General features: G+C 58.9%; 28 protein-coding genes. 11 read left to right on the top strand and 17 right to left on the bottom strand.

Going from position 1 to position 22,585, the window contains the following annotated elements; all coding sequences use genetic code 11:
- Window positions 1–17: 17 nt before the first annotated feature.
- Genes BLP23_RS24860 through BLP23_RS24840 form a run of 5 tightly spaced genes read right to left on the bottom strand, consistent with a single transcriptional unit; the run spans window position 18 to window position 4,323 of the window.
- Entirely contained in the window at window positions 18–581 is a 564-nt protein-coding gene (locus BLP23_RS24860; protein WP_092587411.1) for a DUF447 domain-containing protein, read from the bottom strand.
- Complete coding sequence (locus BLP23_RS24855) at window positions 578–1,975, bottom strand: DUF6513 domain-containing protein (protein WP_092587410.1); 1,398 nt, start codon at window positions 1,973–1,975, stop codon at window positions 578–580. Before BLP23_RS24855 ends, BLP23_RS24860 begins: the two co-directional genes overlap by 4 nt.
- Window positions 1,968–2,519, bottom strand: a complete 552-nt coding sequence (locus BLP23_RS24850; RefSeq protein WP_092587409.1) for a flavoprotein — start codon at window positions 2,517–2,519, stop codon at window positions 1,968–1,970. The genes BLP23_RS24855 and BLP23_RS24850 overlap by 8 nt, the downstream gene beginning before the upstream one ends.
- The gene (locus tag BLP23_RS24845) at window positions 2,516–3,154 is read right to left on the bottom strand and encodes an amino acid kinase family protein (RefSeq protein WP_092587408.1); all 639 of its coding nucleotides are present in this window, start codon (window positions 3,152–3,154) and stop codon (window positions 2,516–2,518) included. The genes BLP23_RS24850 and BLP23_RS24845 overlap by 4 nt, the downstream gene beginning before the upstream one ends.
- A complete protein-coding gene (locus tag BLP23_RS24840; RefSeq protein ID WP_092587407.1) occupies window positions 3,151–4,323 on the bottom strand; it encodes a (5-formylfuran-3-yl)methyl phosphate synthase in 1,173 nt (390 codons plus the stop codon). Before BLP23_RS24840 ends, BLP23_RS24845 begins: the two co-directional genes overlap by 4 nt.
- A 232-nt stretch (window positions 4,324–4,555) precedes the next feature.
- Here BLP23_RS24840 and BLP23_RS24835 point away from each other — a divergent pair, with 232 nt between their 5' ends.
- Genes BLP23_RS24835 through BLP23_RS24810 form a run of 6 tightly spaced genes read left to right on the top strand, consistent with a single transcriptional unit; the run spans window position 4,556 to window position 9,537 of the window.
- Window positions 4,556–5,704, top strand: a complete 1,149-nt coding sequence (locus BLP23_RS24835; protein ID WP_167363974.1) for an ABC transporter substrate-binding protein — start codon at window positions 4,556–4,558, stop codon at window positions 5,702–5,704.
- Window positions 5,705–5,724: 20 nt separating this feature from the next.
- Window positions 5,725–6,699: a YVTN family beta-propeller repeat protein gene (locus BLP23_RS24830; protein WP_092587405.1), complete on the top strand. Its 975-nt coding sequence runs from the start codon at window positions 5,725–5,727 to the stop codon at window positions 6,697–6,699.
- Window positions 6,700–6,730: 31 nt separating this feature from the next.
- The gene (locus BLP23_RS24825) at window positions 6,731–7,189 is read left to right on the top strand and encodes a cupredoxin domain-containing protein (RefSeq protein ID WP_092587404.1); all 459 of its coding nucleotides are present in this window, start codon (window positions 6,731–6,733) and stop codon (window positions 7,187–7,189) included.
- Window positions 7,190–7,244: 55 nt separating this feature from the next.
- Window positions 7,245–8,051: an ABC transporter ATP-binding protein gene (locus BLP23_RS24820; RefSeq protein WP_092587403.1), complete on the top strand. Its 807-nt coding sequence runs from the start codon at window positions 7,245–7,247 to the stop codon at window positions 8,049–8,051.
- Window positions 8,048–8,917 (top strand): ABC transporter permease, encoded by an 870-nt coding sequence (locus BLP23_RS24815; protein ID WP_092587402.1) that lies wholly within the window; start codon window positions 8,048–8,050, stop codon window positions 8,915–8,917. The genes BLP23_RS24820 and BLP23_RS24815 overlap by 4 nt, the downstream gene beginning before the upstream one ends.
- Window positions 8,914–9,537: a hypothetical protein gene (locus tag BLP23_RS24810; protein WP_092587401.1), complete on the top strand. Its 624-nt coding sequence runs from the start codon at window positions 8,914–8,916 to the stop codon at window positions 9,535–9,537. The genes BLP23_RS24815 and BLP23_RS24810 overlap by 4 nt, the downstream gene beginning before the upstream one ends.
- A gap of 164 nt (window positions 9,538–9,701) precedes the next feature.
- Here BLP23_RS24810 and BLP23_RS33850 read toward each other — a convergent pair whose 3' ends face one another.
- The 7 genes from BLP23_RS33850 to BLP23_RS24780 all read right to left on the bottom strand — a co-directional run bounded on the left by BLP23_RS33850 (window position 9,702) and on the right by BLP23_RS24780 (window position 15,416).
- Window positions 9,702–9,851: a hypothetical protein gene (locus BLP23_RS33850; RefSeq protein ID WP_167363971.1), complete on the bottom strand. Its 150-nt coding sequence runs from the start codon at window positions 9,849–9,851 to the stop codon at window positions 9,702–9,704.
- A 96-nt stretch (window positions 9,852–9,947) separates the two neighbouring features.
- Window positions 9,948–10,367, bottom strand: coding sequence for an organic hydroperoxide resistance protein (locus tag BLP23_RS24805; RefSeq protein WP_092587562.1), 420 nt, complete (start codon window positions 10,365–10,367; stop codon window positions 9,948–9,950).
- 283 nt (window positions 10,368–10,650) lie between these two features.
- Window positions 10,651–11,388, bottom strand: a complete 738-nt coding sequence (locus tag BLP23_RS24800; RefSeq protein ID WP_092587400.1) for an HAD family hydrolase — start codon at window positions 11,386–11,388, stop codon at window positions 10,651–10,653.
- Window positions 11,389–11,391: 3 nt separating this feature from the next.
- Entirely contained in the window at window positions 11,392–12,123 is a 732-nt protein-coding gene (locus BLP23_RS24795) for a glycerophosphodiester phosphodiesterase family protein (protein ID WP_092587399.1), read from the bottom strand.
- A gap of 32 nt (window positions 12,124–12,155) precedes the next feature.
- On the bottom strand, window positions 12,156–13,076 hold the full coding sequence (locus BLP23_RS24790; RefSeq protein WP_092587398.1) for an ABC transporter permease subunit: 921 nt from the start codon (window positions 13,074–13,076) through the stop codon (window positions 12,156–12,158).
- 2 nt (window positions 13,077–13,078) lie between these two features.
- Window positions 13,079–14,044, bottom strand: coding sequence for an ABC transporter permease subunit (locus tag BLP23_RS24785; RefSeq protein WP_233426812.1), 966 nt, complete (start codon window positions 14,042–14,044; stop codon window positions 13,079–13,081).
- A 13-nt stretch (window positions 14,045–14,057) separates the two neighbouring features.
- A complete protein-coding gene (locus BLP23_RS24780; RefSeq protein ID WP_092587396.1) occupies window positions 14,058–15,416 on the bottom strand; it encodes an extracellular solute-binding protein in 1,359 nt (452 codons plus the stop codon).
- Between the two features lie 152 nt (window positions 15,417–15,568).
- Between BLP23_RS24780 and BLP23_RS24775 the strand changes: the two genes are divergently transcribed.
- From BLP23_RS24775 to BLP23_RS24765, 4 genes are all read left to right on the top strand, one after another.
- Entirely contained in the window at window positions 15,569–16,615 is a 1,047-nt protein-coding gene (locus BLP23_RS24775) for a sn-glycerol-3-phosphate import ATP-binding protein UgpC (protein WP_092587395.1), read from the top strand.
- A 98-nt stretch (window positions 16,616–16,713) separates the two neighbouring features.
- Complete coding sequence (locus tag BLP23_RS24770; RefSeq protein ID WP_092587394.1) at window positions 16,714–17,718, top strand: sugar-binding transcriptional regulator; 1,005 nt, start codon at window positions 16,714–16,716, stop codon at window positions 17,716–17,718.
- A 36-nt stretch (window positions 17,719–17,754) separates the two neighbouring features.
- Entirely contained in the window at window positions 17,755–17,859 is a 105-nt protein-coding gene (locus BLP23_RS33330; RefSeq protein WP_139187107.1) for an isochorismatase family protein, read from the top strand.
- 245 nt (window positions 17,860–18,104) lie between these two features.
- A complete protein-coding gene (locus tag BLP23_RS24765; RefSeq protein ID WP_092587561.1) occupies window positions 18,105–18,344 on the top strand; it encodes a hypothetical protein in 240 nt (79 codons plus the stop codon).
- A 119-nt stretch (window positions 18,345–18,463) separates the two neighbouring features.
- Here BLP23_RS24765 and BLP23_RS24760 read toward each other — a convergent pair whose 3' ends face one another.
- Both BLP23_RS24760 and BLP23_RS24755 read right to left on the bottom strand, forming a co-directional pair.
- Window positions 18,464–19,558 (bottom strand): alpha/beta hydrolase family protein, encoded by a 1,095-nt coding sequence (locus tag BLP23_RS24760; RefSeq protein ID WP_092587560.1) that lies wholly within the window; start codon window positions 19,556–19,558, stop codon window positions 18,464–18,466.
- Window positions 19,559–19,632: 74 nt separating this feature from the next.
- Window positions 19,633–19,971 carry a hypothetical protein gene (locus tag BLP23_RS24755; RefSeq protein WP_092587393.1) on the bottom strand — a complete coding sequence of 113 codons (339 nt, stop codon included), beginning with the start codon at window positions 19,969–19,971 and terminating at the stop codon, window positions 19,633–19,635.
- 248 nt (window positions 19,972–20,219) lie between these two features.
- Between BLP23_RS24755 and BLP23_RS35470 the strand changes: the two genes are divergently transcribed.
- Entirely contained in the window at window positions 20,220–20,798 is a 579-nt protein-coding gene (locus BLP23_RS35470; protein WP_456114797.1) for a GFA family protein, read from the top strand.
- 112 nt (window positions 20,799–20,910) lie between these two features.
- On the opposite strand, the gene BLP23_RS33840 is transcribed toward BLP23_RS35470, so the two are convergent.
- The 3 genes from BLP23_RS33840 to BLP23_RS24740 are packed head-to-tail and all read right to left on the bottom strand — an operon-like array spanning window position 20,911 to window position 22,345.
- Complete coding sequence (locus BLP23_RS33840; protein WP_167363969.1) at window positions 20,911–21,075, bottom strand: hypothetical protein; 165 nt, start codon at window positions 21,073–21,075, stop codon at window positions 20,911–20,913.
- 23 nt (window positions 21,076–21,098) lie between these two features.
- Entirely contained in the window at window positions 21,099–21,428 is a 330-nt protein-coding gene (locus BLP23_RS24745; protein ID WP_092587391.1) for a chaperone modulator CbpM, read from the bottom strand.
- Between the two features lie 2 nt (window positions 21,429–21,430).
- Window positions 21,431–22,345, bottom strand: a complete 915-nt coding sequence (locus BLP23_RS24740; RefSeq protein WP_092587390.1) for a DnaJ C-terminal domain-containing protein — start codon at window positions 22,343–22,345, stop codon at window positions 21,431–21,433.
- Window positions 22,346–22,585 lie beyond the last annotated feature (240 nt).

Genomic DNA, 22,585 nt, shown 5'->3' with positions numbered 1-22,585 from the left:
ATGCCGGAGGGATCCCGTCATCCTCCGGCCGAATGGGCCTTCACGCGCTCCATCAGCCAATCCCAGGCCTGCCGCTCGTCAGCACCGGCCGTCTTCTCGATGGCAATCGACAGATATGCAATCTCGCAATCGACCTTTTGCTTGGGCAGCATATGCAGTCTGCTCACCAGGATCGCAAGCTCGAGGACGGCCGCCTTGGCCCGGTTCATGCCTGTGAACGGGGCATGCGTGGCCTCAGCTACGATCCGGCAGAAATAGCGGGGGCGGATCTCGTCCTGCGTGACCGAAACGACCTGCAAAACGGAATGACTGAGCGCTGCCTCCAGACGCGGGACAGGGCAATCTTGCACCGCAACCAACGGCCATTCCCGCCGTCCGGTGAGACAGCCCGCGAAAATCCGCATGTCGTCCGTATAATTGGCAACGGCAAACGGCACGGCGGTCAGATTTTCGAGGGTTGTGGAGGGGCGGAACGGCGCAATGACCCATCCGTCATCCTGAGCGATGATGCCGAGGGGCGCGATATGCACCCGGCCCTCGGCATTCACCGTCGTTACGATCGTTTCGCGAATGAAGCTCATGGGCCGTCCTTTTTTGCGCGCAGCGTATGCCCGGCCCCGGCAAGCTTCGTGCGGTCCTCGCCTGCGCCGGCGCTCGCCACGCCGAAGGTCAGCGGCTCGTCCTGCGAATAGCGTTTGCCGAGCTTCCAGGCGATCTCCGCCTTCATCAATTCCGCGCCCAGATAAAAGGCATGCGGGCCATCCTGTTCGACATTGAGCACAGGAAAGAGGTCGAAGGCGTTGTCGCTCTTCCAGTGGCCGGCCTTGCTGAAGATATGGATGCCGTCAGGAGCAGTCATGATGCGAAAATTGGCGTCGCGCACGTCTTGCGCAAGCGCCTCGATATCGGCAATGGAGCTCGCAAAGGGCGCGCGGTCGTGTACTTGCAGGAGGGCTGCGTCGTAGCCGCGCGGCAGCGCATGATCGTGCTTGGCGGCATACATGATTCGTCGCGCCCGGTCATGTTCTTCCACCGTGCGCACGGTATGCGGACTGACGTTGACGACCAGCACGTTTTTGATGGAAAGCTCCGAGCAAAGGCCCGCGAGGATGGCTGTTATTCCCGACGTGTCGGCGTCGGTCAGTTCGGTCAGGTTGCCGGTGCCCATCATCATCTCGACGTCCGGCCAGCGGCGGCGAGCCTCGATGAAGCGCCCAAGCGAGGCGGCGAAGCCGAAATGGATTGGGTCGAGGACCGGATCAGCGATGAAGGATATCCCGGCGTTCTGCGCCGCCTCGATGGCACGGCCGAGAGAGAAGAGGTCGCCCGGCACGGCTGGAATGAGAACCGGTTTGACCTTGTGGCGCGCAGCAATTTCGATGGTCTTTTCGTTGAGGCTCAGAAGATAATCGGCGCCGGAGCGGGCCGCGCGTTCCAGTTCATCGGCGTTTGCTGAGTCCACGCTGACGCAAAGCCCCTCGGCCTTGATCCGCCCGATGGCTTTTTCCAGATGGACAAAGGGCGTATCTGGAAGACAGCCCAGGTCGATCACATCAGCGCCGCCGTTTGCGAGCGCTCGGGCTCTTTTTAGCAGCGCCTCCAGCGACAGGGTCGATGCGTCGACGATTTCGGCGAAGATGCGCATCTCGTGGCGCGACAGATCCGGCGGCTTTCCCGCCCGGCCAAGATAGACGGGCAGATCCGCCACCTCGTCAGGTCCGCGCACGAAAGGCATGCCGAATTCGTCGCTTAACCGTTCCAGATGGCCTCTGAACCGACCGGGCAAGACAACTCGGTCCGCCTTCAACGGCCGAGGCAAGCGACGGCTGACGATTTCTTCCGTCATCAGGGCGGCAACCTTCACACCGATGTCGATGATCTCGTAGGTGAAGGGGGTTGTTCCCAGTCCGGTGAGAATGTTTTCAAGCCTGGCCTTTGCCAGGTGCCCGGTCAGGAAGACGAGATGCTCAGTCACGACCGTCGATCTCTCCTTTCCGCCGCGCCACCGCCAGCTCCAGATCAGCAAAGGATTCCACGACCTGCGTGCGTTCAAAGGTCTTAAGACGGGCGGTGTTCTCAAGATCGATTGGCCGCGGATAGACCTTCACCATTCCGTGGGGGGCCATTGTCTCCAGCTCGGGCGCGGTGTCGCAAGCAAAGACGATTGATGGAAGGCGGCATTTGCCGGCTTGTGCGTAGACATTCGTGGCGATGGTGTCGGAGATTCCCGCCACGCATTTGGCAACGGTATTCGACGTGGCAGGCGCAATCACGACGCTATGATAGACGCCGTGATAGAATTCGCCGACAGGGACTGCGCTTGCCGTCTTGTCGTGAAGCACGCGTGTCGTGTCCGAAAAATCGAGCTTCAGCCCATACATCCTGAGAACTTCGTCTGCGGCCTTCGTCACGAAGACGTCGCAATGGTCGAGTGAGCGGATCAATTCGAAACATTCGACGAAGAAATGGCCTGACCCGGTCAGCACCCAGGCCCATCGCGGCGTTCGAAGCCGCGTCATGGGCACGTCTCTTTGCGGGCGTTGTCGGGCAGCCCCACGCGGCGCCCGGGTATGCAGGTCATGGGCAGCGCCAGCAGCTGCGAACGCAGCGACGATGGTCCGGCAACGTACAAGACTGTCTCCTTCGCGAGCAGTTGTGGCAGCATGGCATCGACGACGCCATTGTCAACGAGCGCTTCCAGATCGTTCGGAAGGGATTCCGGATCGACCTGCTTGCACAACAGCAAGTGGCGGCTTCCGATCTGCCTGCACAGCCAGGCCGCAAGGGCATCCGACGTCACATCCCACGACTGTGCGATGTCGGCGTTGCGGGTCATCTGGGACGGCAGCCATACCGGTATCCCGTCTTCGCCAAGAATTGCGTCGAGCTCGCGCAGCGACCGGGCCGGTTGAAAACGCAGATGCCGCTCGGCGATCACGATGCCGAACTGATCCATCGCGAGAATGGCCATCTCATGTGCCGCGGCATTTGAGAAGTGCATGTTATTTTGCGAAACGCGCACCTGGTCGGCAAACGGTCCGCCGCCGGGAACGATCACCAATGGCAGGCGCGCCGATGCCAGCACTGCAATCCATTGGTCCATCTCGATGCGGCCGGCCGTGCTTCCTCCAAGCTTGACGACCAGCGGCTTCATACCACTTTCCTTCCTCCATCAGGCTTTGCCGCGACGACGCGAAGCGGCTTTGACAATCGGGCGCTTTCCCTCTTGCGCTCGATCTGCACGCCGACCCCGCCCGGACCCAGTTCCAGTTTTTCTACGCGCACGACGACACGGGCCACACGCGGGTTCTCAAGGATGAACGTTGCGGCCTGCTCGGCAAGTGTTTCAACCAGATCGACATGACCACGGCTGATAATCGCGCGGATGCCGTCCATGATGAGGTCATAAGAAACGATATGATGCATGTCCTTCGGATCGCGGGTGAGACGAAGGACATCCGCTGTCACATCGAACCTGACCTTCTGCTTTTTGCCATGTTCAAAGCTGTAAGCGCCGATGTCGACCGGCAGGACGAAATCCCGCACGAAGATCTGGTCGGTGCCGAGATTGTCCTCAGCCGGATCGGGGAAATATCCCCGTGCCGCCAGCAGTTCGAGGTCAACGCTCGGCGTTTTTTCAGCTGGCCGCTCCCCGGGGATGAGAGCACGGATCTTTGCCGTGGCCTCAGCGTCCAGATCGGCGTTCCTGGACAGGCCCTCGCACAGCGATCCCCGGAAACCCAGAAAATCCGGCTTGCCCGGCAGCAAGCGTGGGATGTCGGGTGCTTCCAGTGAGCCGGCAAGGCCCGTCATCAATCCGTGCCGGTGTCCCTGCGCCACAAAATCCGAAATTCGATCTGGAGGAATGTGATCCAGCAACCGTCCCTTCGATTTGTCATCCGTATCCAGCATGACGCCGTAAAAGCCTGCTTTTGCAAACGATGTCATGACGTTCTCCTCGTATCGATGGTCGGCAAAAATAACGGCGATCAGCCTCTTGCGGCCAGCAATATCGGCCAAGGCTTGTGCATCCGCCCCGATGCCGGACGACGGTAGAAACCCGATCTTGATGAAATCGACGCCTGTCGCGGCCACCTCCTCGACCCTTGCCCTAAGGGCCTGCAGATCGCCGCCAAGTTCGCCGCAGGCGGCACTGACGGGCCGTCTGCCGGACACGAAATCGACAACGTCGATGATTTGCGGGATGTCTGCCGCCCCGAGCGCGCCGCGCAAAGGGTCCTTGAGATCGATAATGTCGGCACCTGCCTGCAGGACAATCTCCGCCTCCTTGCGATTTTGAACACTGGCCAACATCAATGTCATGGCATGTCTCCGCAGGCGCCGCATTTTTCCCAACCGTGGCGGGAAAAGTTGAGTGCAAGTATTGAGTTTATCGGGGATTGGACTACAAACATAGTGGGCACCTTATCGAGACAACGCGTCCGCCTTCGTTGAAGCCGGCGCGGAGCGTGGTATGACCATGAAGAGTATGGTGCCGAATACTCTTATCTTTTTATTCGCTTGTTTTTCGCTGCTCGTCAATGCGCCGCCTCTGATGGCGCAGCAAAATCCCGCCGCCGAGCCTGCAACGGAAATCCGCATAGGATATCTGCGCGCCTATGAGCCGCAACTTGCGCTGTCGGTCCTGGATGTCCCCCCACGCGATGAAGGCGTTGCCGGAGCCAACATCGCCATCAACGACAACAACACGACCGGCAGATTTCTCGGCCAGTCGTACAGCCTGGACGTGGTAGAGACGAAACGGGAGGAGGATGTCGTCCCGGTTTTCAGGCAGATGCTGGCGCGCGGCGAGAAATATGTGCTGACCGACATATCGGCCAAGCAGCTGCTCTCCATTGCCGATCTCGCCAAGGAGAACGGTGTGCTTCTTTTCAATGTCGGCTCGACGGATGACATTTTGCGCGAGCAGGAATGCCGCTCCAACGTCTTCCATACCGCTCCGACGCGCACCATGCTTGCCGATGGCCTGGCGCAGTATCTGATCTGGAAGCAGTGGCGCAAATGGGTACTGCTTTACGGTTCCCACCAACCGGACCAGCTTTTTGCGGATGCGATCCGGCGCTCTGCCAAGCGTTTCGGCGCGACGATCGTCGAGGAGCGGCTCTACAAGGATACGGGCACGGCCCGCAGAACCGACAGCGGCGTTGTTCAGGTGCAGCGACAGATGCCGGTCTTCACCCAGGGCCTGCCCGACCATGATGTCGTTATTGTTGCCGACGAGAGCGAGGTCTTTGGAAGCTATGTTCCTTTCCGGACCTGGGATCCGCGGCCCGTCGCCGGCACGGCGGGCCTCATTGCCTCGTCCTGGCATCCGGCCAGCGAACAATGGGGCGGCTCTCAGATCCAGAACCGCTTCGTGAAGGCGACCGGACGGCGCATGCTCGGCAAGGACATGCAGGCATGGACGGCAGCCCGCATCCTCGGCGAGGCCGCGACGCGGACCAACGGCAACGATGCTGCTGAGATCGAAGCCTTCATTAAAGACCAGAACTTCTCACTGGCGGCCTTCAAGGGACAGAAGGTGAGCTTCCGTCGCTGGAACTGGCAGCTCCGCCAGCCAATTCTCCTCGGCGATGGGCGCGGTGTGATCTCCACCTCGCCGCAGGAGGGTTTTCTTCACCAGTTTTCCGAACTCGACACATTGGGGATCGACCAACCGGAGACAGCCTGCAAATTGAACTGAATACGTAATGGGAGGAGAGAATGCGCAGACATGTTTACCTGCTTGCGGGAATGATCGCCGCCGTCTTGTATGCGGGGCCGTCTCTGGCCAACACCGTTTATGTTTCGAACGAGAAGGACAACACCGTCACCGTCGTCGACTCCAAGACGATGGAAGTTAGCCAGACAATCAATGTCGGGCAAAGACCGCGCGGCATTACGATTTCCCATGACGGAAAGCTCCTTTATGTCTGCGCGAGCGACGACGACACCGTCGAGATCATCGATACGTCAACGCATCAGATCATCGGGACACTGCCTTCCGGTCCGGATCCGGAGCTCTTCGTGCTCTCGCCTGACGGCAAGACGCTCTACGTCGCAAATGAGGACGACAATCTGGTCACCGTCATCGACGTCGACAAGAAATCCGTGATCACCGAGATACCGGTCGGCGTGGAGCCAGAAGGCATGGGCGTCAGCCCCGACGGAAAGACGATGGTGAACACCTCCGAAACGACGAACATGGCGCATTTCATCGATACCTCGACCCATGAGATCGTCGCCAACGTGCTCGTCGACTCGCGCCCGCGCTTTGCCGAATTCAAGCCGGACGGTTCACAGGTCTGGGTCTCTTCGGAGATCGGCGGAACCGTCTCCGTCATAGACAATGCCTCCAGACAAATCGTCAAAAAGATCACGTTTGAGATCCAGGGTTTGCGCTCGGAGGCGATTCAGCCCGTTGGCGTGCGGATTTCGGCGGACGGCAAGAAAGCCTATGTCGCCCTCGGCCCGGCCAACCGCGTGGCGGTCGTAGACACGCAAACCTATGAGGTCGAGAAATATATCCTTGTCGGTCAGCGCGTCTGGCAGTTGGCGTTCACGCCCGACGGCCAGCACCTGATCAGCACGAACGGTCTTTCCAACGATATCACCTTCATCGACACGGCGAGCGACGAGCCGGTCAAATCCGTCACCGTCGGCGCCATGCCGTGGGGAGTGACCGTAGCCCCCAACTGATAGGCGTTGCGATTTCCAAAAGGAGGACAACATGAAACTCGCAGTCATTGCTTTTGCAATTCTTATTGGCGCTCTTTCTACGCAACAACCGGCCCTTGCCCAGTCCGGTGATGACGACGGCGATCCCGCGCCCAAGGTTACGCGCGCAAGCCAAAACGTGCCGGAATTGATCCTCGGATCGAAGGACAACAGCTATGCAGTGAACCGGAAGGACTTCGAACTCGTTTCAGGACAGGGCTACCGGTGGAAGATCACGTCGGCGGCCGGCCTTGAATACAAGTTCGTGACCGATCTGTTTCGCAATGTGTGGATGAACCAGATCGTCATCAACGATCTCGAGGTTCACATGAATGGAGCCCCGGCATGGCTCGAATTCGATTCAGAAGGAACGATCAACGTGCAGTTTTCGACAGTGCGGCCGGGAGAGTACACGTGGTCGGTTCCCGACCTTGCCGACAAGGGCATGACAGGCAAGATCATCATCAAGTAGGCATCCCGGGCGTCTTGCTCGCCTGCGGCAACGCCGCTTGTGAAAGGCATAACCAATGAAGCTTGAATCCCGCTTGGACGAGACCTCCAACAGGCAAGAGAGTGCTGCGGTCGCCGCACTCGAACTTGCCTCCGTCAGCTATAGCTATGGGCAGCGAAAGGCGCTCGACAATGTGTCGTTTTCCATAGAACCCTCGTGCTTCACCGTTCTTCTGGGGCTTAACGGTGCCGGCAAGACGACGCTCTTTTCACTCGTCAGTCATCTTTTTTCGCCGCCTGCGGGCCGCATTCGCGTTTTTGGCCAGGACATAGATCGCAATCCCGGCCCCGCACTCAGACACCTCGGCATCGTGTTTCAGGCCCGTACCCTCGATCTCGATTTGAGTGTCCGACAAAATCTCCTCTATCACGCCTCCTTGCACGGCATCGGATCGCGTGTGGCTCAGCAACGCATCGACGAGCTTCTTCAATCCATCGACATGACCGAGCGCATCGAGGAAAAGGTCCGCGGTCTGTCCGGTGGACAGATCAGGCGTGTCGAGATCGTCCGAGCCCTGCTGCACCGGCCCTCCCTGCTGCTGCTCGACGAAGCGACGGTCGGGCTCGACATCAAGTCGCGTGCGACCATTTTGAAGGATATTCGTGCTCTCGTGGAGAGCGCCGGCATCAGCGTGCTGTGGGCAACCCACCTGATCGACGAGGTTGGCCAGGCGGATCAGATCCTGGTCCTGGACCAGGGAAAGCTCGTCGCCGATGGCCAGGTTTCGACCATTCTTTCCCACACCGGCACGGAGACCATCAATCAGGCATTCTCGAAGCTTACCGGTATCACAGACATGAATATCCGGGGAGGAAAGCCATGACCGGCGCGACCGGAACGTTGGGCGGTGCGACCGCCGCAAAATCGAAAGGCTTCACACCGATCCAGTACCTCGTCTGCCTGAAGGGTATTCTGTTGCGCGAATGGCTGCGCTACCTCTCGCAGAAGGAACGCTTCGTCTCCTCGCTGGTGCGACCCCTGCTCTGGCTCTTCATATTCGCCGCCGGTTTCCGGCAGGTGCTGGGCGTTTCGATCATACCGCCGTATGAGACCTATGTTCTCTACGAGGTCTACATCACGCCTGGATTGTGCGGGATGATCCTCCTCTTCAGCGGCATGCAGTCCTCCCTGTCGATGGTCTATGACCGGGAGATGGGCAATATGCGTATCCTCCTCGTCAGTCCATTTCCGCGCTGGTACCTTCTCGTATCCAAGCTTTTGGCCGGCGTTGCCGTTTCGCTTCTCCAGGTCTATGCATTCCTGGCGATTGCCTGGTTTTGGGACGTCAAGGCGCCGATCGCCGGCTATTTCATGATCCTGCCTGCGCTGTTTTTCTCAGGGCTGATGCTTGGAGCGTTAGGGATGCTCTTGTCATCGCTCGTCAAGCAATTGGAGAATTTTGCAGGGATCATGAATTTCGTGATCTTTCCCATGTATTTCGCTTCCTCGGCCCTTTACCCGCTCTGGCGGGTTCAAGAAGCAAGCCCCCTGCTCTACAAGATATGCCTCCTCAACCCGTTCACCTATGCGGTCGAACTCATCCGCTTCGCCTTTTACGCGCGCATCGAATGGACATCGCTTGCCGTCGTTCTGGTCGTCACGCTTGCCCTGTTGGGGGGAGCCATCCTGGCCTATAATCCCGCACGTGGCCTGACCGTCCGCAAGCAGGAGATGGGAGCAAGCCAGTGAGCCGACGTTTTTTCGTGATCGCAATCCTTGCCGCGCTGTCGGCGGCACCGGTGGCACACTCCGCAGCAAACACCGATCCCGACTGGCCTTGCGTTCAACGCAAGGTGCCTGAACTTTCGATCGGCCAGGTGTGGAATGCCGGCGAGCTTCCCGAAACGGCCAAGCAATGGGACAAGGACCCTCGATTGTCCGACCTCGCCGCCGAACTCGTCAAGCGCAGCAATCCGATCGATGATGCCCGCAAGCAAATTTCGGATTACATCGCATCGCTGCCCAAGGATCAGGCCCATGAAAAACTGGAGCAGCTTTTCATGGGCGTGTTCGACAAGATTAACATAGAGCGCGGCCTGATCATCTCCGGCATTTCGCGCTATGCCGAAAGTCAAAGGCAGCTTGCCGCCGATCTCAGAAAAAAGGCCGCAGAGGTCGACAAGATGCGCACGGCATCTGATGCCGACCAGACCGAGCTTGCCAGGCAGACGGCGCAACTGACATGGGAGACGCGCATCTTCGAAGAGCGTGTCCAGTCGCTTTCTTATGTCTGCGAGGTTCCGACAATGATCGAGCAGCGCCTTTACAGCCTCTCGAAAATCATCAGCGAGATGATGCAAAGGAACTGATCCTGCCGCCGGCACCACCATCTTCGGAAAGGTGCCTGACGTCCTGAAATTGCTCGCGAATGGCCGAGCTCTTGCGCTATCGCGATCAAAGCCGCCGGCGCGACTTCGACGCGTCGAGCCTCGTTCGCGTATCCGGATCCCCAATGCTGACGGGCAAGCGGTTTCTAGTGCAACTGCCGGGGCGCTTCAGCGGCGAGCGCAGACGCCGCCGTGCGCAGGCCATCCAGCGGCGAGGGTTCCTGCGAGGCGAAATCGTAAAGACAGGGCGTTGCGAAGATTGCCCCGCTCAGAATAGAGATGATCAGCAGTCTCATTCGTCCTCCGCAGACATGGGGACCCATGTCTTCTTCCGTTCGCGTTGGGACTTTACAGGCCGCCGCAGACCCTTTGGGCTGCGGCGGCCGTTTGCATTACTCGACGATCTGCAGTTCCACATGGATGTTGTCGCGCGTCGCCTTGGAATACGGGCATGTCTGATGCGCTTCCTCGACGAGGGCCGTTGCCAATGCCGGCTCGATACCCGGCAGGCGAACGTTAAGGCGGGCCTGCAGAAAATAGGCGCCGTCGCTGATTCCAAGATCAACCTCGGCATCAACGGAAAGATCCTGAGGCAGCTTCACCTTTTGCTTGCCCGCGGCAATGCCGATTGCGCCGATGAAGCAGGCCGACCATCCGGCGGCAAAGAGCTGCTCGGGATTGGTGCCGTCCCGATTGCTGCCGGGAGGCGAGAGCTTTATGTCCAACTGACCATCGTCACTGCGAGACGCCCCCTCGCGGCCGCCGGTGGTCCGGGTCTTGCCAGTGTAAAGAACCTTGTCGATCTTCGTCATTTCCAAACACTCCTTTGCTGCGTCGCTGGCGACGTCGTTTTGGGAAAGTGTCATTTGCCCGATTGACGTATCGGTCATGTTTTCAAAACGATCCGAAGTGTAACGAAACGTAGCGACTCCCTGGTCAGACATCTTGCTGTACAGTTAAGGTAGGCTGAAGCTCGCAGCGTTGGAGCGTTTGCTTCCAGTTCCACGAACCGGTGCGCTGAGCCACAAAGCCGCCGTCAGAGCGACGGCGGGAGTTTCAAGAGGTCGGCCCCCGCATCTCGGGAAGGATGGAGACCTAGGCCTTGATCGACTGGCTCGCAGCCAACAGCATTGACGTTAATTCCCCGGCTCCGGTTGCCACGCCAAAGGCGCCCGAAGAGGCAAGCAATGCCTTCCTTGCCGGCCTCGGGTCGGCAGGATCAACGAAGCCTATGGCGATCATGCCGGCGGAGACGGCTGCCGCAACGCCGTGCGGGCTGTCGTCGACCATGACGCAGCGTGCCGGTCTTGCCGCGAATTTGTCGGCGCAATGCAATAAAAGGTCCGGGGCAGGCTTTGGCCGCGCCACGGCCTCGGCGCTGAAGACCCCCGGGTGGAAGCACTGCCAGAGATCGAGCCTGCCGAGGCTCGCGCGAAGCCGGTGCATTGTACTGTTCGACGCAACACATTTCGGCCGCGTTAGGCTGGCGACGATGTCGCCGATGCCAGCCATTGGCGTCAAGGACCGTGCGAATTCAGCATAAAGCCGCCGATGCCAGGCTTGGAAGACGTTTGCAACGTCCCCCAAGCCGTAGTCGCGGACGCACATGTCGCGGATCACCGCTTCGGAATTGCCCGTGAATTTTTCGTGGGCTTCGGAAGGGGTGATTGCCACGCCCGCCTCCTGCAGGGCTTCCGCAAGTGTGCGGCTTGCGATCGGCTCACTGTCGATGAGCACCCCGTCGCAGTCGAAAATGACCAGGTCAATGTTTTGAAGTGGATCGGGGTTGGAGTGATTGGAGGCGCGCGTGTGGTCTGTTGCAGATAAGGACACGGTTCACGAACCCCGTATGCTTAGGGCAAGATCCGGCCTGTCGGTCGTAATCTGCCGGACGGGTTTGGCCAGCCAATAGGCAAGGTCGGCACTGTGATTTGGCACCCATGCGCCGAGCCGGTCAAAGGGAATGAAGGACGCAATTTCCTCCCAATGCGTCGCAAGCAGAGACTTTTCGACGGCAATGATGTCGGCGAGCTCCTCCATTTTCTTAAGGCCGGCCCTCAGCCCAAGTCGCTCGGCGGCTGCGCGGTCAAATGACGATAGCGTCCGGATATGCGGCGCAACCTCACGGACAGTTTGAAGAACGCTGACGTGAAAGCTCGTCAGGAAAGAACGGTCGGCAAGCTTGAGACCATCGACGAGGTTTGCAGCCCTCCTCTCAAGGCCCGGATAGGCATCCCCCTTCGCATCTGCCTTCAGCTCGATATGCAGCTCAAGGGCGCTGCCCTTGAATATCTCGAGAACCTCTTCAAGCGTCGGTATCGCCTCTTCATCGCTGTCTTTCAGCCTGACGCTTCGGTGCGCGCCTGGAGCAAGGTCGAAGACCGGTCCGCAGTGATCGGTCGTGCGATCAAGCGTTGCGTCGTGAATGACGAGCAGCTCGCCCGAACGGGTCAAATGCACGTCGAATTCGACCCCTTCGACTGGCATTTCAGCCAGTTTGCGGAAGCCAGAAAGGCTGTTTTCGGGCCAGAGGTTGCGGCCACCGCGATGGCCGATGATGTAAACCATATCGAAATTGTCCTTATTGTCTCGGCAAAGGCTTACTTGCCGGAATCGACCAGCCCCTTGGTGAACCAGCGTTGCATGAAAAGAATGATGACTGCCGGAGGCAACATGACGAAAAGAGCAGCGCTCATGGCAATATTCCACGCAGGCACGGAATCCGACACCGGAACCAGCTCCTTAAGTCCCAGAATTGCGGTGGCCATCGTCTTGTCGGTGGTAAAGAGCAACGGCCAGAGATACTGGTTCCAGCCATAGAGAAAGAGGATGATTGCAAGTGCCGCGATATTGGCGGTGGACAGCGGCAGCAGCACATCCTTGAAGAATTTAAGGGGGCCGGCGCCATCGAGTTTCGCCGCCTCGCACAGCTCCTCAGGCACGGTCAGGAAGAACTGGCGGAAGAGAAATGTCGCCGAGGCGGAGGCAATCAGCGGCAGGATCAGACCGCCATATGTGTTCACCATGTTCCACTTCAGGGATGTTTCTATGCTGTAGCCCGTCAGGTTTTCCAAAAGGCCTGCAAATCCGGTGATGCCCGAAAGCCAGCGGATCGGGCCTGCAGCGTCGGCGACGGCCTCGTAAGTGGGGATAATGCGGACTTCCACGGGCAGCATCAAGGAAACGAAAATCAGCCAGAATGCGGTCATGCGGAACGGGAAGCGAAAATAGGTCACGGCGAAAGCCGCAATGAGCGAAATGGCGAGCTTGCCGATGACGATCCCGCCCGTCACGATGATCGAGTTGAGGAAAAGCTGCGAGAAATCGCCTTGCCTCCAGGCGATTGCGACATTCTCGATAAAATGCGAGCCCGGCACGAGCGGAAACGGAGCCTGCTGCACCTCTTCCAGCGTGAGCGAACCTGCCACGAAGGCAAAGTAGAGCGGCAAGCATACGAAAGCTGCGCCAACCAGCAGCACGGCGTGACAGAAGATCGAAAGGCCGAGATTGCGTTCACCCATGGCTACACCTGATAATTGACCTTGCGCTCAAGCGCACGGAACTGGAGGACGGTGAAAAGGACCGCGACGATCATCAAGATCACCGACTGGGCAGCCGACGACCCCAGATCGAGCTGCACGAAGCCGTCCTGATAGACCTTGTAGACGAGGCTGTTTGTGGCGCCTGCAGGCCCGCCACGTGTGACGGCATCGATGATGCCAAACGTTTCGAAGAGGCCGTAGACGAAGTTCATGACGACGAGGAAGAACACCGTCGGTGAGACGAGCGGCAGGGAAATCGTGAAGAACCGCCGAACGGGGCCTGCCCCATCAAGCTTGGCAGCTTCCAGCAGCGAGGCCGGAACCGAAAGCAATGCGGCAACCAGGAAGATGTAGTCGTAGCAGACGTTCTTCCAGATGGAGGCAATCGTCACCAGAAGCTGCGCATCGAACGGCCGTCTGTTCGGATCCCAGGCAATGCCCAGCGAATGCAGGAACTGTGCGATCGGACCGACAGCCGGATTGAACAGAAAGGCCCAAAGCACCCCGGATATGACAGGCGCAATCGCATAAGGCATCAGGATGATGCTCTTGTAGATGCCGCGGCCGCGGATGACGAAATCCGTGGCGAATGCAAACAGCCCCGCAAGGCCAAGCGTTGCAATGTTCTGAAGCAGCGTGAACCAGAGCGTAAAGAGGGCGCTGCTTCTATATTCAGGGCTTGCCAGCAGCGTCTGAAAATTCTTCAGGCCGACGAAGATCTGCAGGCCACCGAATGGGTCGACCTGTACGAAGGCGAGCGACAGTGCTTTGTAGGAAGGGATGAAGAAAAAAAACAGCAGGATCAGCAACTGAGGCGAAACGAGCAGGGCAGCGAGCCACGGCTTGTTGAAATGCGCAGCCTTGAGGCCCGCCTCGGGAAAGCGCGCTGTTGCCAGGCCGGACAATGGCCTTCCCAGGATGCGGAGGCGCCGTGGAGCGCCTCCGATGACCTGCACTGGGCTATTTCCCCGCATGGAGCTGCTCATATTGGCGAAGGATCTGGTTTCCGCGGGCAGCCGCCGAATCAAGCGCCTGTTGGGGGGTCTTCTGACCGGTCCAGACCCCTTGGATCTCTTCGACAAGAAGCGCCATCGACTGATTGTGGTTGCCAAAACGGAAGCCGCGGGAATTATCGTCCGGCGTACCGCGGGAAAGCTGCAGGATGGCGATCTCGCGCGTGGGATGCTCCTTGTAGTAACCTTCCGCCTTGGCCTGCTCGTAGGCTGCGTTGGTGACCGGCACATATCCCGTCTGCTTGCTCCACCAGACCTGTGTCTTCGGCGAAGCGACGAAATTCAAAAAGGCGGCCGCGCCCTTGTATTCGTCCTCGGATTTCCCCTTGAGTACCCACAGCGCACCGCCGCCGATCGTGCTGTTCTTCGGTTCGATGCCCTCCTCGTGCGGCAGGAAGGACGCGCTCCATTTGAACTTTGCGCCCGTCTCCACAGCAGCATGGGCGGCCGTCGAGGCGACATAGGTCGAGCAGGTGCCCGAGATGAAAAGCTGATCGGGAGAAAGCCCCTGGCCGGCGATCTGCAAGACGCCGTCATCCATCCATTTTTTCAAACGCTCCACCTGACCGACGATCAGCGGGCTCTTGTTGAAGACGAACTCGGTATCCAGCCCCCCAAAACCATTGCCTTTGGTGCCATAAGGCTGGTCCTGTATGGCCGCATAATTCTCGATCAGGCTCCAGTAGAAGTCGTTGGCGAGCGCCATCTGGCATTTCGAGATGCGTTTTTCCTTGATCGCATAAAGCTGCTTTTCGACTTCCTGCCAGGTTTCACCAGGCTTTTCGAAGCCGGCCGCCTTGAACTGTTCGGCATTGTACCAGAAGATTGGAGTCGAGCTGTTGAACGGCATCGCGGCCGGCTTGCCGTCGATGAGATAAAAGCCCGCAACGGGTCCGACAAAATCGTTCCAGTTGATTTTGTAGCCTTCCCGCTCCATGAGTTCAGGAACCGGAATGATCGCGCCGGACCGGTACATGGTCAGGAAGCCGCGTTCGGCAGCCTGAATCAAAACAGGCTGTTGGCCAACGCGATAGGCCGCAACCATTGCAGCCATCGTTTCCTCATAGTTGCCCTTGCTGACACCGACGATCTCATACTTGTCCTGCGAAGCGTTGAAATCGGAAATCAGCTGCTTGGTAATCTCGGCAAGCCGGCCGTTTGCGGCATTCCACCATTCGACCTTGACCCGGTCTGCGGCGAGCGCATTCCCTGCGATGTGTAAGCTTAAGACGAGTGCGGCGGCGCCAGCCGCAACGCTCTTGAAGATCCGCGCGAACTGTCGGTTTCCTGAAGCCTTGTCTGTCATCTCGTTTTCCTCTCCATCGCCTGCTGTTTGTGCGTCGGCTTTGCCGCTGCGGCTGACCCCTCCCAAGGTGGCGATGAAAACAGGTTAGGGGCGACTTGTTACAAATGTCAATAGCGTGTTACAAATGTATGACGGGCGCACGGGAGGAACGAATGGCAGCCATAGAACTCATCGATCTGAAGAAGAATTACGGTCAGGTCCCAGCGGTGAAGGGCATCAACCTGACCGTCGCCGACGGCGAAATGATCGTGCTTGTCGGGCCCTCGGGCTGTGGCAAGTCGACGCTTCTAAGAATGATTGCCGGCCTTGAGAGCATCAGTTCAGGGCATCTGCATATTGCGGGAGCCGATGTGAGCAACGTCGAGCCCGCAAAGCGCGATATCGCGATGGTGTTCCAGAACTACGCGCTTTACCCGCATATGACGGTTCGTCAGAACCTCGAATATGGACTGAAAAATCGCCGTGTCGCGCGCGCCGAAATCGACCGGCGGATTGCCGAAACCGCAGCCATTCTGGAAATCGGCCCATTCCTCGAGCGCCGTCCACGGCAGCTGTCTGGCGGGCAGCGCCAGCGCGTCGCAATGGGCCGGGCAATCGTTCGCAATCCCGCCGCTTTCCTCTTTGACGAGCCGCTTTCGAACCTCGACGCCAAACTGCGCGTCCAGATGCGGGTGGAAATCCGGCGCCTGCAGCGGCGGCTGAAGACGACAAGCCTTTACGTGACGCATGACCAGCTGGAAGCCATGACACTTGCTGATCGTCTTGTTGTCATGAATGGCGGACGGATTGAACAGATCGGCACCCCGGTCGAAGTCTATCAGCGCCCGGAAACGATCTTCGTCGCTGGCTTCATCGGATCGCCGCCCATGAACTTCGTTGATCTTAAAACGAACGGCACCATTGCGGCGGAAGAACTAACTATGTCTGAGGACGCCGATATGATCGGCGTTCGTCCAAATGCCATCAGGCTCGGCGAGACCACCTCGCCTGCCCTTCGTTTCAAGGGCAAAGTGGAGCTCATCGAAACCGTGGGCGACGAAAACCATGTCCATCTGCGCCTTAACGATGCGAAGAACGAACTGATTGTGGCAAGCATTGCGGGCGACCAGAGACTTTCGGACGGTGCGACGGTCTCATGCTTTGCCCTGGCAGACAGTCTTCACCTCTTCAACAGCGCGACGGGCCGGCGGGTCAACTAGCAAAAATGCATGCGAAAAACCACCGGACCACGGCAATTGACAAACGCGGCCGATCTGGTGCCCATAGCGGCGAAAGCAGAGGTTGTAAGAGCGGTCCCATGACACAGGCAAAGACGGCCGGCGCGCCAGTTGCACTTCCCGACGAGCAGATGCAGGTTCGTGTGGTATGGCTCTACTTCATGGAAGGCCGTACGCAGGGCGAGATTGCCGACGCGCTTTCGACCAACCGGCTTCGTGTCAACAAAATCATCGCCGAAGCCCGCCGATCCGGCCTTGTGACGATTACCTTGAATTCCAAGCTTACGTCCTGTATCGAGCTTGAGCAGACGCTGGTCGCGGAGTTCTCGCTGAGCCGGGCGATCATCGTGCCAACACCTTCAGATCCCGATCTCATACCTGTTCTGCTCGGCCAAGCGACGGCGGACTACATCGCCCAGCTGCTCAGCAACGGCAAGCTGTCGGGTATTGGCGTCGGCTGGGGAGCCACGCTGCGCGAAATGGTACGTCATATGCCATCCATGCGCCGGCCCGACATTTGCGTGAATTCGGTGATGGGCGGACTGACGCATGGCATCGAGATCAACACATTCGACATCGCAAGCGATCTCGCCCGCCATTTGAATGCGGAGTGCGCCTATCTTGCGGCTCCCATTTATGCTGGCAGTCCGGAATCCAAAACGGCAATCGTAACGCAGGACGTATTCCAGGCGGCTTTCCGGCAGATTGCCTCAAACGATCTTGTCGTGCTCAGTATCGGCGATATGACCGAGCGATCGCTTCTGATGCGCTACGGGCTGCCGCAGGACGTCACGATCGACGAGCTTGTCGCAACCGGCGCTTGCGGCGATGTTCTGGCGCAATTCATTGACAGGAACGGAACTCCCATCGACCACCCGCTCAATCTACGGGCAATCGCGCCGCCGCTGGAAGCGTTACGCAAGATCCCGAACGTCGTCTTCGCCTCAGGCGGGATCAACAAAGTCGAGGCCATTGCCGCGGTCCTCTTGTCGGGGCTTGGAACTGTCCTCGTCTGCGATGAAGACACGGCGCGCGCAGCTCTGTCGGTGGCAGCCCGCGCGCGAACGCCCGCGGAGTTGTCCTGAAATGTTTTCAAACGGTCACCAGGTAGCGAAGGCTCGTTGAGCAGCGTGTCCGGCCGCAAGAAGCTGATCATCGCAGGCCTATCGAGCGAGGTTTGCGTCGCCTTCGTTGCGTTGTCGGCAATCAAGGCCGGTTACGATTAGCGAGGGTTGAACAGTCAAGACAAAAACTATGCGGCGGGCTTCGCCTGAACTACGCTGATGGGGCAACGGCGATCTTGGCTGTGCGCTGCGCTCACGCCGAAAAGAAGGAGCCCGGTGTCGCGCTCGACCTCTGGAGCCGCGAGCGCTTGGCGGAATGTTTGGCTCGCTCCGGTCAGACGGCAAATGAATCGCTTGACTCGCTTCCCCAATAAGAACATTTAAAGAACAAAATGAAAGGCAAAGCCATGTCAATCGCCGAGAAGTTCATCGTCCTGCCCTACAAGAAGAACCGCGGAAATCTCGTGCCGGGGGAGATGCGCCAGGCTTCAAACGGTCCATCGGCTGAGAAGATTGCTGCCTCGATGGCTGCTCGCTTCGTCGGGGTCGCTGCCTATGCCGTGATGGTCGACGACGAGACCGGCGACATGACGTCGCCCCGCTTGCTTGCAAGGCACGGCGAAATCGCCGATCTGAACATTGCTTAAAGATCTGGCTTGGTCACGAAGGTGCCCTTCGAGCGTGATTGGTAGCGCCGAGCTCCAAGTTGCCATGCGACAGATGTTGGCGCCTGTGCTCGCCGCGCTACCATTCAATGCCATTGGATCTATTTTCTCCTACCGCGGGTTTTCGCATCGAGCTGAGCAGCGTGCCGTTCAAAGGCCTGCCTTATAAGGATGGCGAGCTCTTCGTGAATATCGGCCCGCGATCTTCTTGCACCCTGTTCGCAAATGCGATCGGGATCGCCTACCGACTTCAGGAAATTCGCCGCGCCTTGCTTGCAAATGGGCAGAAAACTGAAATGGTCGGAATCGTCGACCTGCGCATAAGCGGCATTCGGGACCTGTTTCGCCAAGCGATCAGAAAGCACCGCAACCGGGATTTTGCCGATGCTGCCGAGATTGATGAAGGTCAGCGGGATATCAATGCTTTTCACGCTTTCAGGACTGAAGACCGTCGGAAGGCCGGGATCGACCAGCACCGCAGAGGCGATGCGCGGATCGCGGTTCGATTGTTCGAAGCGCGCCCGGTCGATGCTACGCAGATCGAATTTTTCGACCATGACCTGCTTGTTGTTGACGAAGCCGCGCCCGCCTTCGAACCAGCGGCAATCCATCATGGCAGGATAGTCGTCGCAATAGCGCACATAAGCATCGAGATCGGCGCGAGCGCCGGCAAGCTCCATTGCCGTGCTGCCGCCGAGGGAAAAACCGAGAATGCCGATGCGGTCCTTGTTAATCGACGCCTGCCATCGGGAATCGCTGACGAGTGCCGTGATGATGGTCGAAATATCCTCGGTGCGTTCCCAGATTTTCGGGGTGGCAGCCGGCGTGGAATCGCCGCTCGTCGTGCCGGGATGGTTGGGGCCGGCCACGATGAACCCCGCCTCGGCCAGCACCCTGGCGATCCAGGCCATGCCTTCCACCCGCGAACCGGAGCCATGCGAGAGCATCACCAACGGAAAACGGCCCGTTCTGATGGAGGCGCTCTTTGAGGCAGGCGTGCCTTCAAAAATCCTGTTCTCGCCGACCAGTGCCGGTTCGCCATCGCCCTTCGATGGATACCAGATCGTCACCGCAAGTGCGCTGCCGCGTTCATGCGAGAAGATGCGGATATCCTGCAGGCCGGCTTCACCTGCGAAAACGGATGCGGTTGAAATGACGACAAAGAAAAAAGCTGTAAATGCTGTGGTCAGCCGCATGAGAGCCTCGTTCGGCTTGAGAAACGATGACTGACCTTCGATGGAGGACACGGCCTTTTCGACCTCAATCATGTTCAAGGACGTACTCGAACATGATGCGGTCCTTTCAAAGCGTCGAGCACACGAAGGATCCCTGTCTCGTCAAGGCGCGGGGGAACATGCCGGCTGCCGAGTACTGCAAGAGCGGGATTGAGCGACTTGTGTACCGCATCGTCATCCGTTCGGTGCATCCCCGGAGACAGGCAGATCGCCTGGCCCTGGTTATAGGTAGGCGCGTTGGGAATGCGCCCGGTGGTCGAGTTTCGCTCTGCTTCCGTTGAGGGGGCTTTGCCTACGCGGTAAACCATGTCCGGAATGATGTGATGCGCTTCGCCGGGGCAGATCGCCTCGACGTATTCGTATGGACCGACCACGCAGGGCCACTTCTTCCTGTCTTTGGTATCGACTCTCACATTGTGTCTGAGTGCTTCGGCGGGTCGGCGATGGTTTTCAACTTACATGCTGCTGCAATTTGAGTTTCACGCTCAGCAAGCTTGCGTGACAACGCTTGCGATCGCCGTTCGGGCCACCGTTTCACCGCATATGGCCGCATTTGGGCCATGGCCTCGTGTGCTATGGACGGCGCAGGCACAAGGCTTGCGCTCCTCTGGGTTGCAATGATATGAAGCACTCGGGTTTCGCCGAGCCGAGCAAAGACTCCGGCGCGCTGTTCAGCTTGGAACCCCAAGACGCGCTAAGGCGGTTCTCCCGCGCCAGCGTCACGATCAGCTGGCGGGCGAATAGGTACGGATGCAGATGGAAACGCGCCATGGGACGGCCGGTACGATTCGCACCTAAGATAACGCGTGGCACTTGTCATTGCGGCGCTGTGCGTTGGGAGTATCGAGGAGACATACCCGATGCCACGATCTGCAATTGCACGGTCTGCCGCCGCTATGGAGTGCTCTGGACCTACGGATACGATGGTCACGAAATCGCCGTGGAAGACCCAGGCATTGCTATGGCAGCGTATATTTGCGGGTCTCGCAGGATCTCATTCAATTTCTGCAAACTCTGCGGCAACCTCATCAGCTGGCGCAGCTTGAGGCCAAACGACGACGGCCGAACAAGAATAGCTGTCAATCTTCGCCTCGCCGATCCGCAGCAGGTGTCGGAAGTTCCACTGCGCCGCTTTGACGGCCTCCACAGCTTTCACGACCTGCCGCTTGATGGACGCACGGTCGCCGACGTCTGGTTCTGAAGACGTAATCGGCGCTGTAACTTCTCACTGGCGCAGCAGCACCGAACGATCTGCGAAGGGCGAACGTCTGAACTGCCGACCGCGGGTTGTCTTTCAGGCAGCGTCGCTTTTTTCAGAGTGCAGAACCAATCAGACCAAATCCCGAAAGACGCTCTGGAAGGCCCGGGTTCGCGCCAATATGCCTGTCCTCACCGGGATCAGTGCCACCGGCTGCCATCTCTTCGGCGAGCTTGAAATTGCCTTCGAGCCCAAGCGTGGAACGAACGGAGGCCGACATGACCGTGCTGTTGCGGCAAAGGCCTAGTCGCGATAGCGTTCGAGATCGGCGAGAGCGCTCAGCAGCCGTTGCTGCACCTCCTGCTCCTGTTGACTAATCGCGGTCAATAGCCGGCGCATGGTTCCGCGCAGCCCGTGAAGCTGGTCTACCAGGTCCATAACGACATCGACGCCAGCCTCGTTAAGTCCCATCTTCCGGCTAAGATCGAGGATCAATTGCGCGCGGGCGATGTCGCTGTCGTGGAACTGCAGCCGTTCCTCCACGGCATCAGGCACCAGCCATCCCTCCTCGATCCAAAAATTCAACTCGGTGACGTCGATCCTCAGGAACCGCCGGAATTCAACATCATCCATGCTCAGACCTCCATGCTCCTTCTTGGATCCTGCGCGCTCGTTTCGGCCCAATCCTTGACGAACGCGGTCAACCGGTCATCCGGCTTGTCGGGCAGGACGATCTTGAGAGTGACATAGACATCGCCTTGTTCACCGCCGCGCCTTACAACGCCTTTGCCCTTTAGGCGCAGCACCTTGCCTGTATTCGAATGCGGCGGCAGCGTCAGATGGACGGGACCCGAGGGTGTCGGCACGCGGACCTTGCCGCCGAGGACGGCTTCGCTGAGGGAGACCGGCAGTTCCAGGCGAATATCGTCACCATCACGGGTGAAAAAACGATGCGGACGAACGCGGATATCGATCAGCGCATCGCCCGCCGGTCCGCCGCCAATTCCCGGCTCGCCCTTGCCGCGCAGTCGCAACATCTGTCCGTCTCGGGTGCCTGCCGGAATCTGCACGTCGAGGGGCGGGCCATCGGGCAGTCTGACCTGCTTTTTGGCGCCATTGACCGCATCGAGGAAGTCGACCTCCATCGAGAACTGCCGATCCATGCCCTTGGCGCGGAATTGCGCGCCACCTCTGCGGCGCGAAAAGAAACTGGCAAAAGGATCGTCGGCGTCGCCGAAATCGGCGAAGCCGGAGTTATTATGGTAGGGGCCGCCAGGACCGCTCGCCGAGGCGTAGTCGCGATAATAGTTGCGCCGCGCCTGCTCGGCGCCCGTCATATCGATCTCGCCGCGATCGAAGCGGGCACGCTTGTCCTCATCGCTCAGAAGTTCGTAGGCAGCGGAAATATCCTTGAACCGCGTCTCGGCGCTCTTGTCACCCGGATTGAGGTCGGGATGGAACTTCTTGGCGAGCTTGCGGAAAGCGCTTTGAATTTCCTTTTGGTCCGCATCCGGCTTCACGCCCAAAAGCTCATATGGGTTCTGGTTCATACATGTCTCCTGTCGAGGCACGAATACTGCAAAGTGAACTCACTGCTGATATAGGTTGTCGCCGTCTGCTAAAGGAGAGGTGGGCGGAGCATTCAGCTTAAAGAGTGGGTGTTCCCGGGCTGCAAAACGACTCCATCATAAGGATCGGTGCGGACGAGCTCGTCCTTCACTGACCTTGCCCTGTGTTCTCAACCGCGACCTTGGCTGGCAGACGCTCGCGTCTTCGAGGATGGAGCCCGA

It is taken from the genome of Rhizobium mongolense subsp. loessense, assembly GCF_900099775.1.
GTDB classification, from domain to species: domain Bacteria; phylum Pseudomonadota; class Alphaproteobacteria; order Rhizobiales; family Rhizobiaceae; genus Rhizobium; species Rhizobium loessense.
Note: the sequence above shows the minus strand (reverse complement) of the source record. Positions and strands in the feature narration are given on the sequence as shown.

Coding starts and splice junctions, on each gene's coding strand:
- BLP23_RS24770 (WP_092587394.1), top strand. CDS start 16,714: ATGACACAGGCAAAGACGGCCGGCGCGCCAGTTGCACTTCCCGACGAG.
- BLP23_RS33840 (WP_167363969.1), bottom strand. CDS start 21,075: ATGTCGGCCTCCGTTCGTTCCACGCTTGGGCTCGAAGGCAATTTCAAG.
- BLP23_RS24765 (WP_092587561.1), top strand. CDS start 18,105: ATGTCAATCGCCGAGAAGTTCATCGTCCTGCCCTACAAGAAGAACCGC.
- BLP23_RS24795 (WP_092587399.1), bottom strand. CDS start 12,123: ATGGTTTACATCATCGGCCATCGCGGTGGCCGCAACCTCTGGCCCGAA.
- BLP23_RS24805 (WP_092587562.1), bottom strand. CDS start 10,367: ATGACGAAGATCGACAAGGTTCTTTACACTGGCAAGACCCGGACCACC.
- BLP23_RS24835 (WP_167363974.1), top strand. CDS start 4,556: ATGGCGCAGCAAAATCCCGCCGCCGAGCCTGCAACGGAAATCCGCATA.
- BLP23_RS24840 (WP_092587407.1), bottom strand. CDS start 4,323: ATGACATTGATGTTGGCCAGTGTTCAAAATCGCAAGGAGGCGGAGATT.
- BLP23_RS24780 (WP_092587396.1), bottom strand. CDS start 15,416: ATGACAGACAAGGCTTCAGGAAACCGACAGTTCGCGCGGATCTTCAAG.
- BLP23_RS24860 (WP_092587411.1), bottom strand. CDS start 581: ATGAGCTTCATTCGCGAAACGATCGTAACGACGGTGAATGCCGAGGGC.
- BLP23_RS24815 (WP_092587402.1), top strand. CDS start 8,048: ATGACCGGCGCGACCGGAACGTTGGGCGGTGCGACCGCCGCAAAATCG.
- BLP23_RS24820 (WP_092587403.1), top strand. CDS start 7,245: ATGAAGCTTGAATCCCGCTTGGACGAGACCTCCAACAGGCAAGAGAGT.
- BLP23_RS35470 (WP_456114797.1), top strand. CDS start 20,220: ATGAAGCACTCGGGTTTCGCCGAGCCGAGCAAAGACTCCGGCGCGCTG.
- BLP23_RS24775 (WP_092587395.1), top strand. CDS start 15,569: ATGGCAGCCATAGAACTCATCGATCTGAAGAAGAATTACGGTCAGGTC.
- BLP23_RS24740 (WP_092587390.1), bottom strand. CDS start 22,345: ATGAACCAGAACCCATATGAGCTTTTGGGCGTGAAGCCGGATGCGGAC.
- BLP23_RS24790 (WP_092587398.1), bottom strand. CDS start 13,076: ATGGGTGAACGCAATCTCGGCCTTTCGATCTTCTGTCACGCCGTGCTG.
- BLP23_RS24760 (WP_092587560.1), bottom strand. CDS start 19,558: ATGCGGCTGACCACAGCATTTACAGCTTTTTTCTTTGTCGTCATTTCA.
- BLP23_RS24850 (WP_092587409.1), bottom strand. CDS start 2,519: ATGACGCGGCTTCGAACGCCGCGATGGGCCTGGGTGCTGACCGGGTCA.
- BLP23_RS33850 (WP_167363971.1), bottom strand. CDS start 9,851: ATGAGACTGCTGATCATCTCTATTCTGAGCGGGGCAATCTTCGCAACG.
- BLP23_RS24845 (WP_092587408.1), bottom strand. CDS start 3,154: ATGAAGCCGCTGGTCGTCAAGCTTGGAGGAAGCACGGCCGGCCGCATC.
- BLP23_RS24745 (WP_092587391.1), bottom strand. CDS start 21,428: ATGGATGATGTTGAATTCCGGCGGTTCCTGAGGATCGACGTCACCGAG.
- BLP23_RS24830 (WP_092587405.1), top strand. CDS start 5,725: ATGCGCAGACATGTTTACCTGCTTGCGGGAATGATCGCCGCCGTCTTG.
- BLP23_RS24825 (WP_092587404.1), top strand. CDS start 6,731: ATGAAACTCGCAGTCATTGCTTTTGCAATTCTTATTGGCGCTCTTTCT.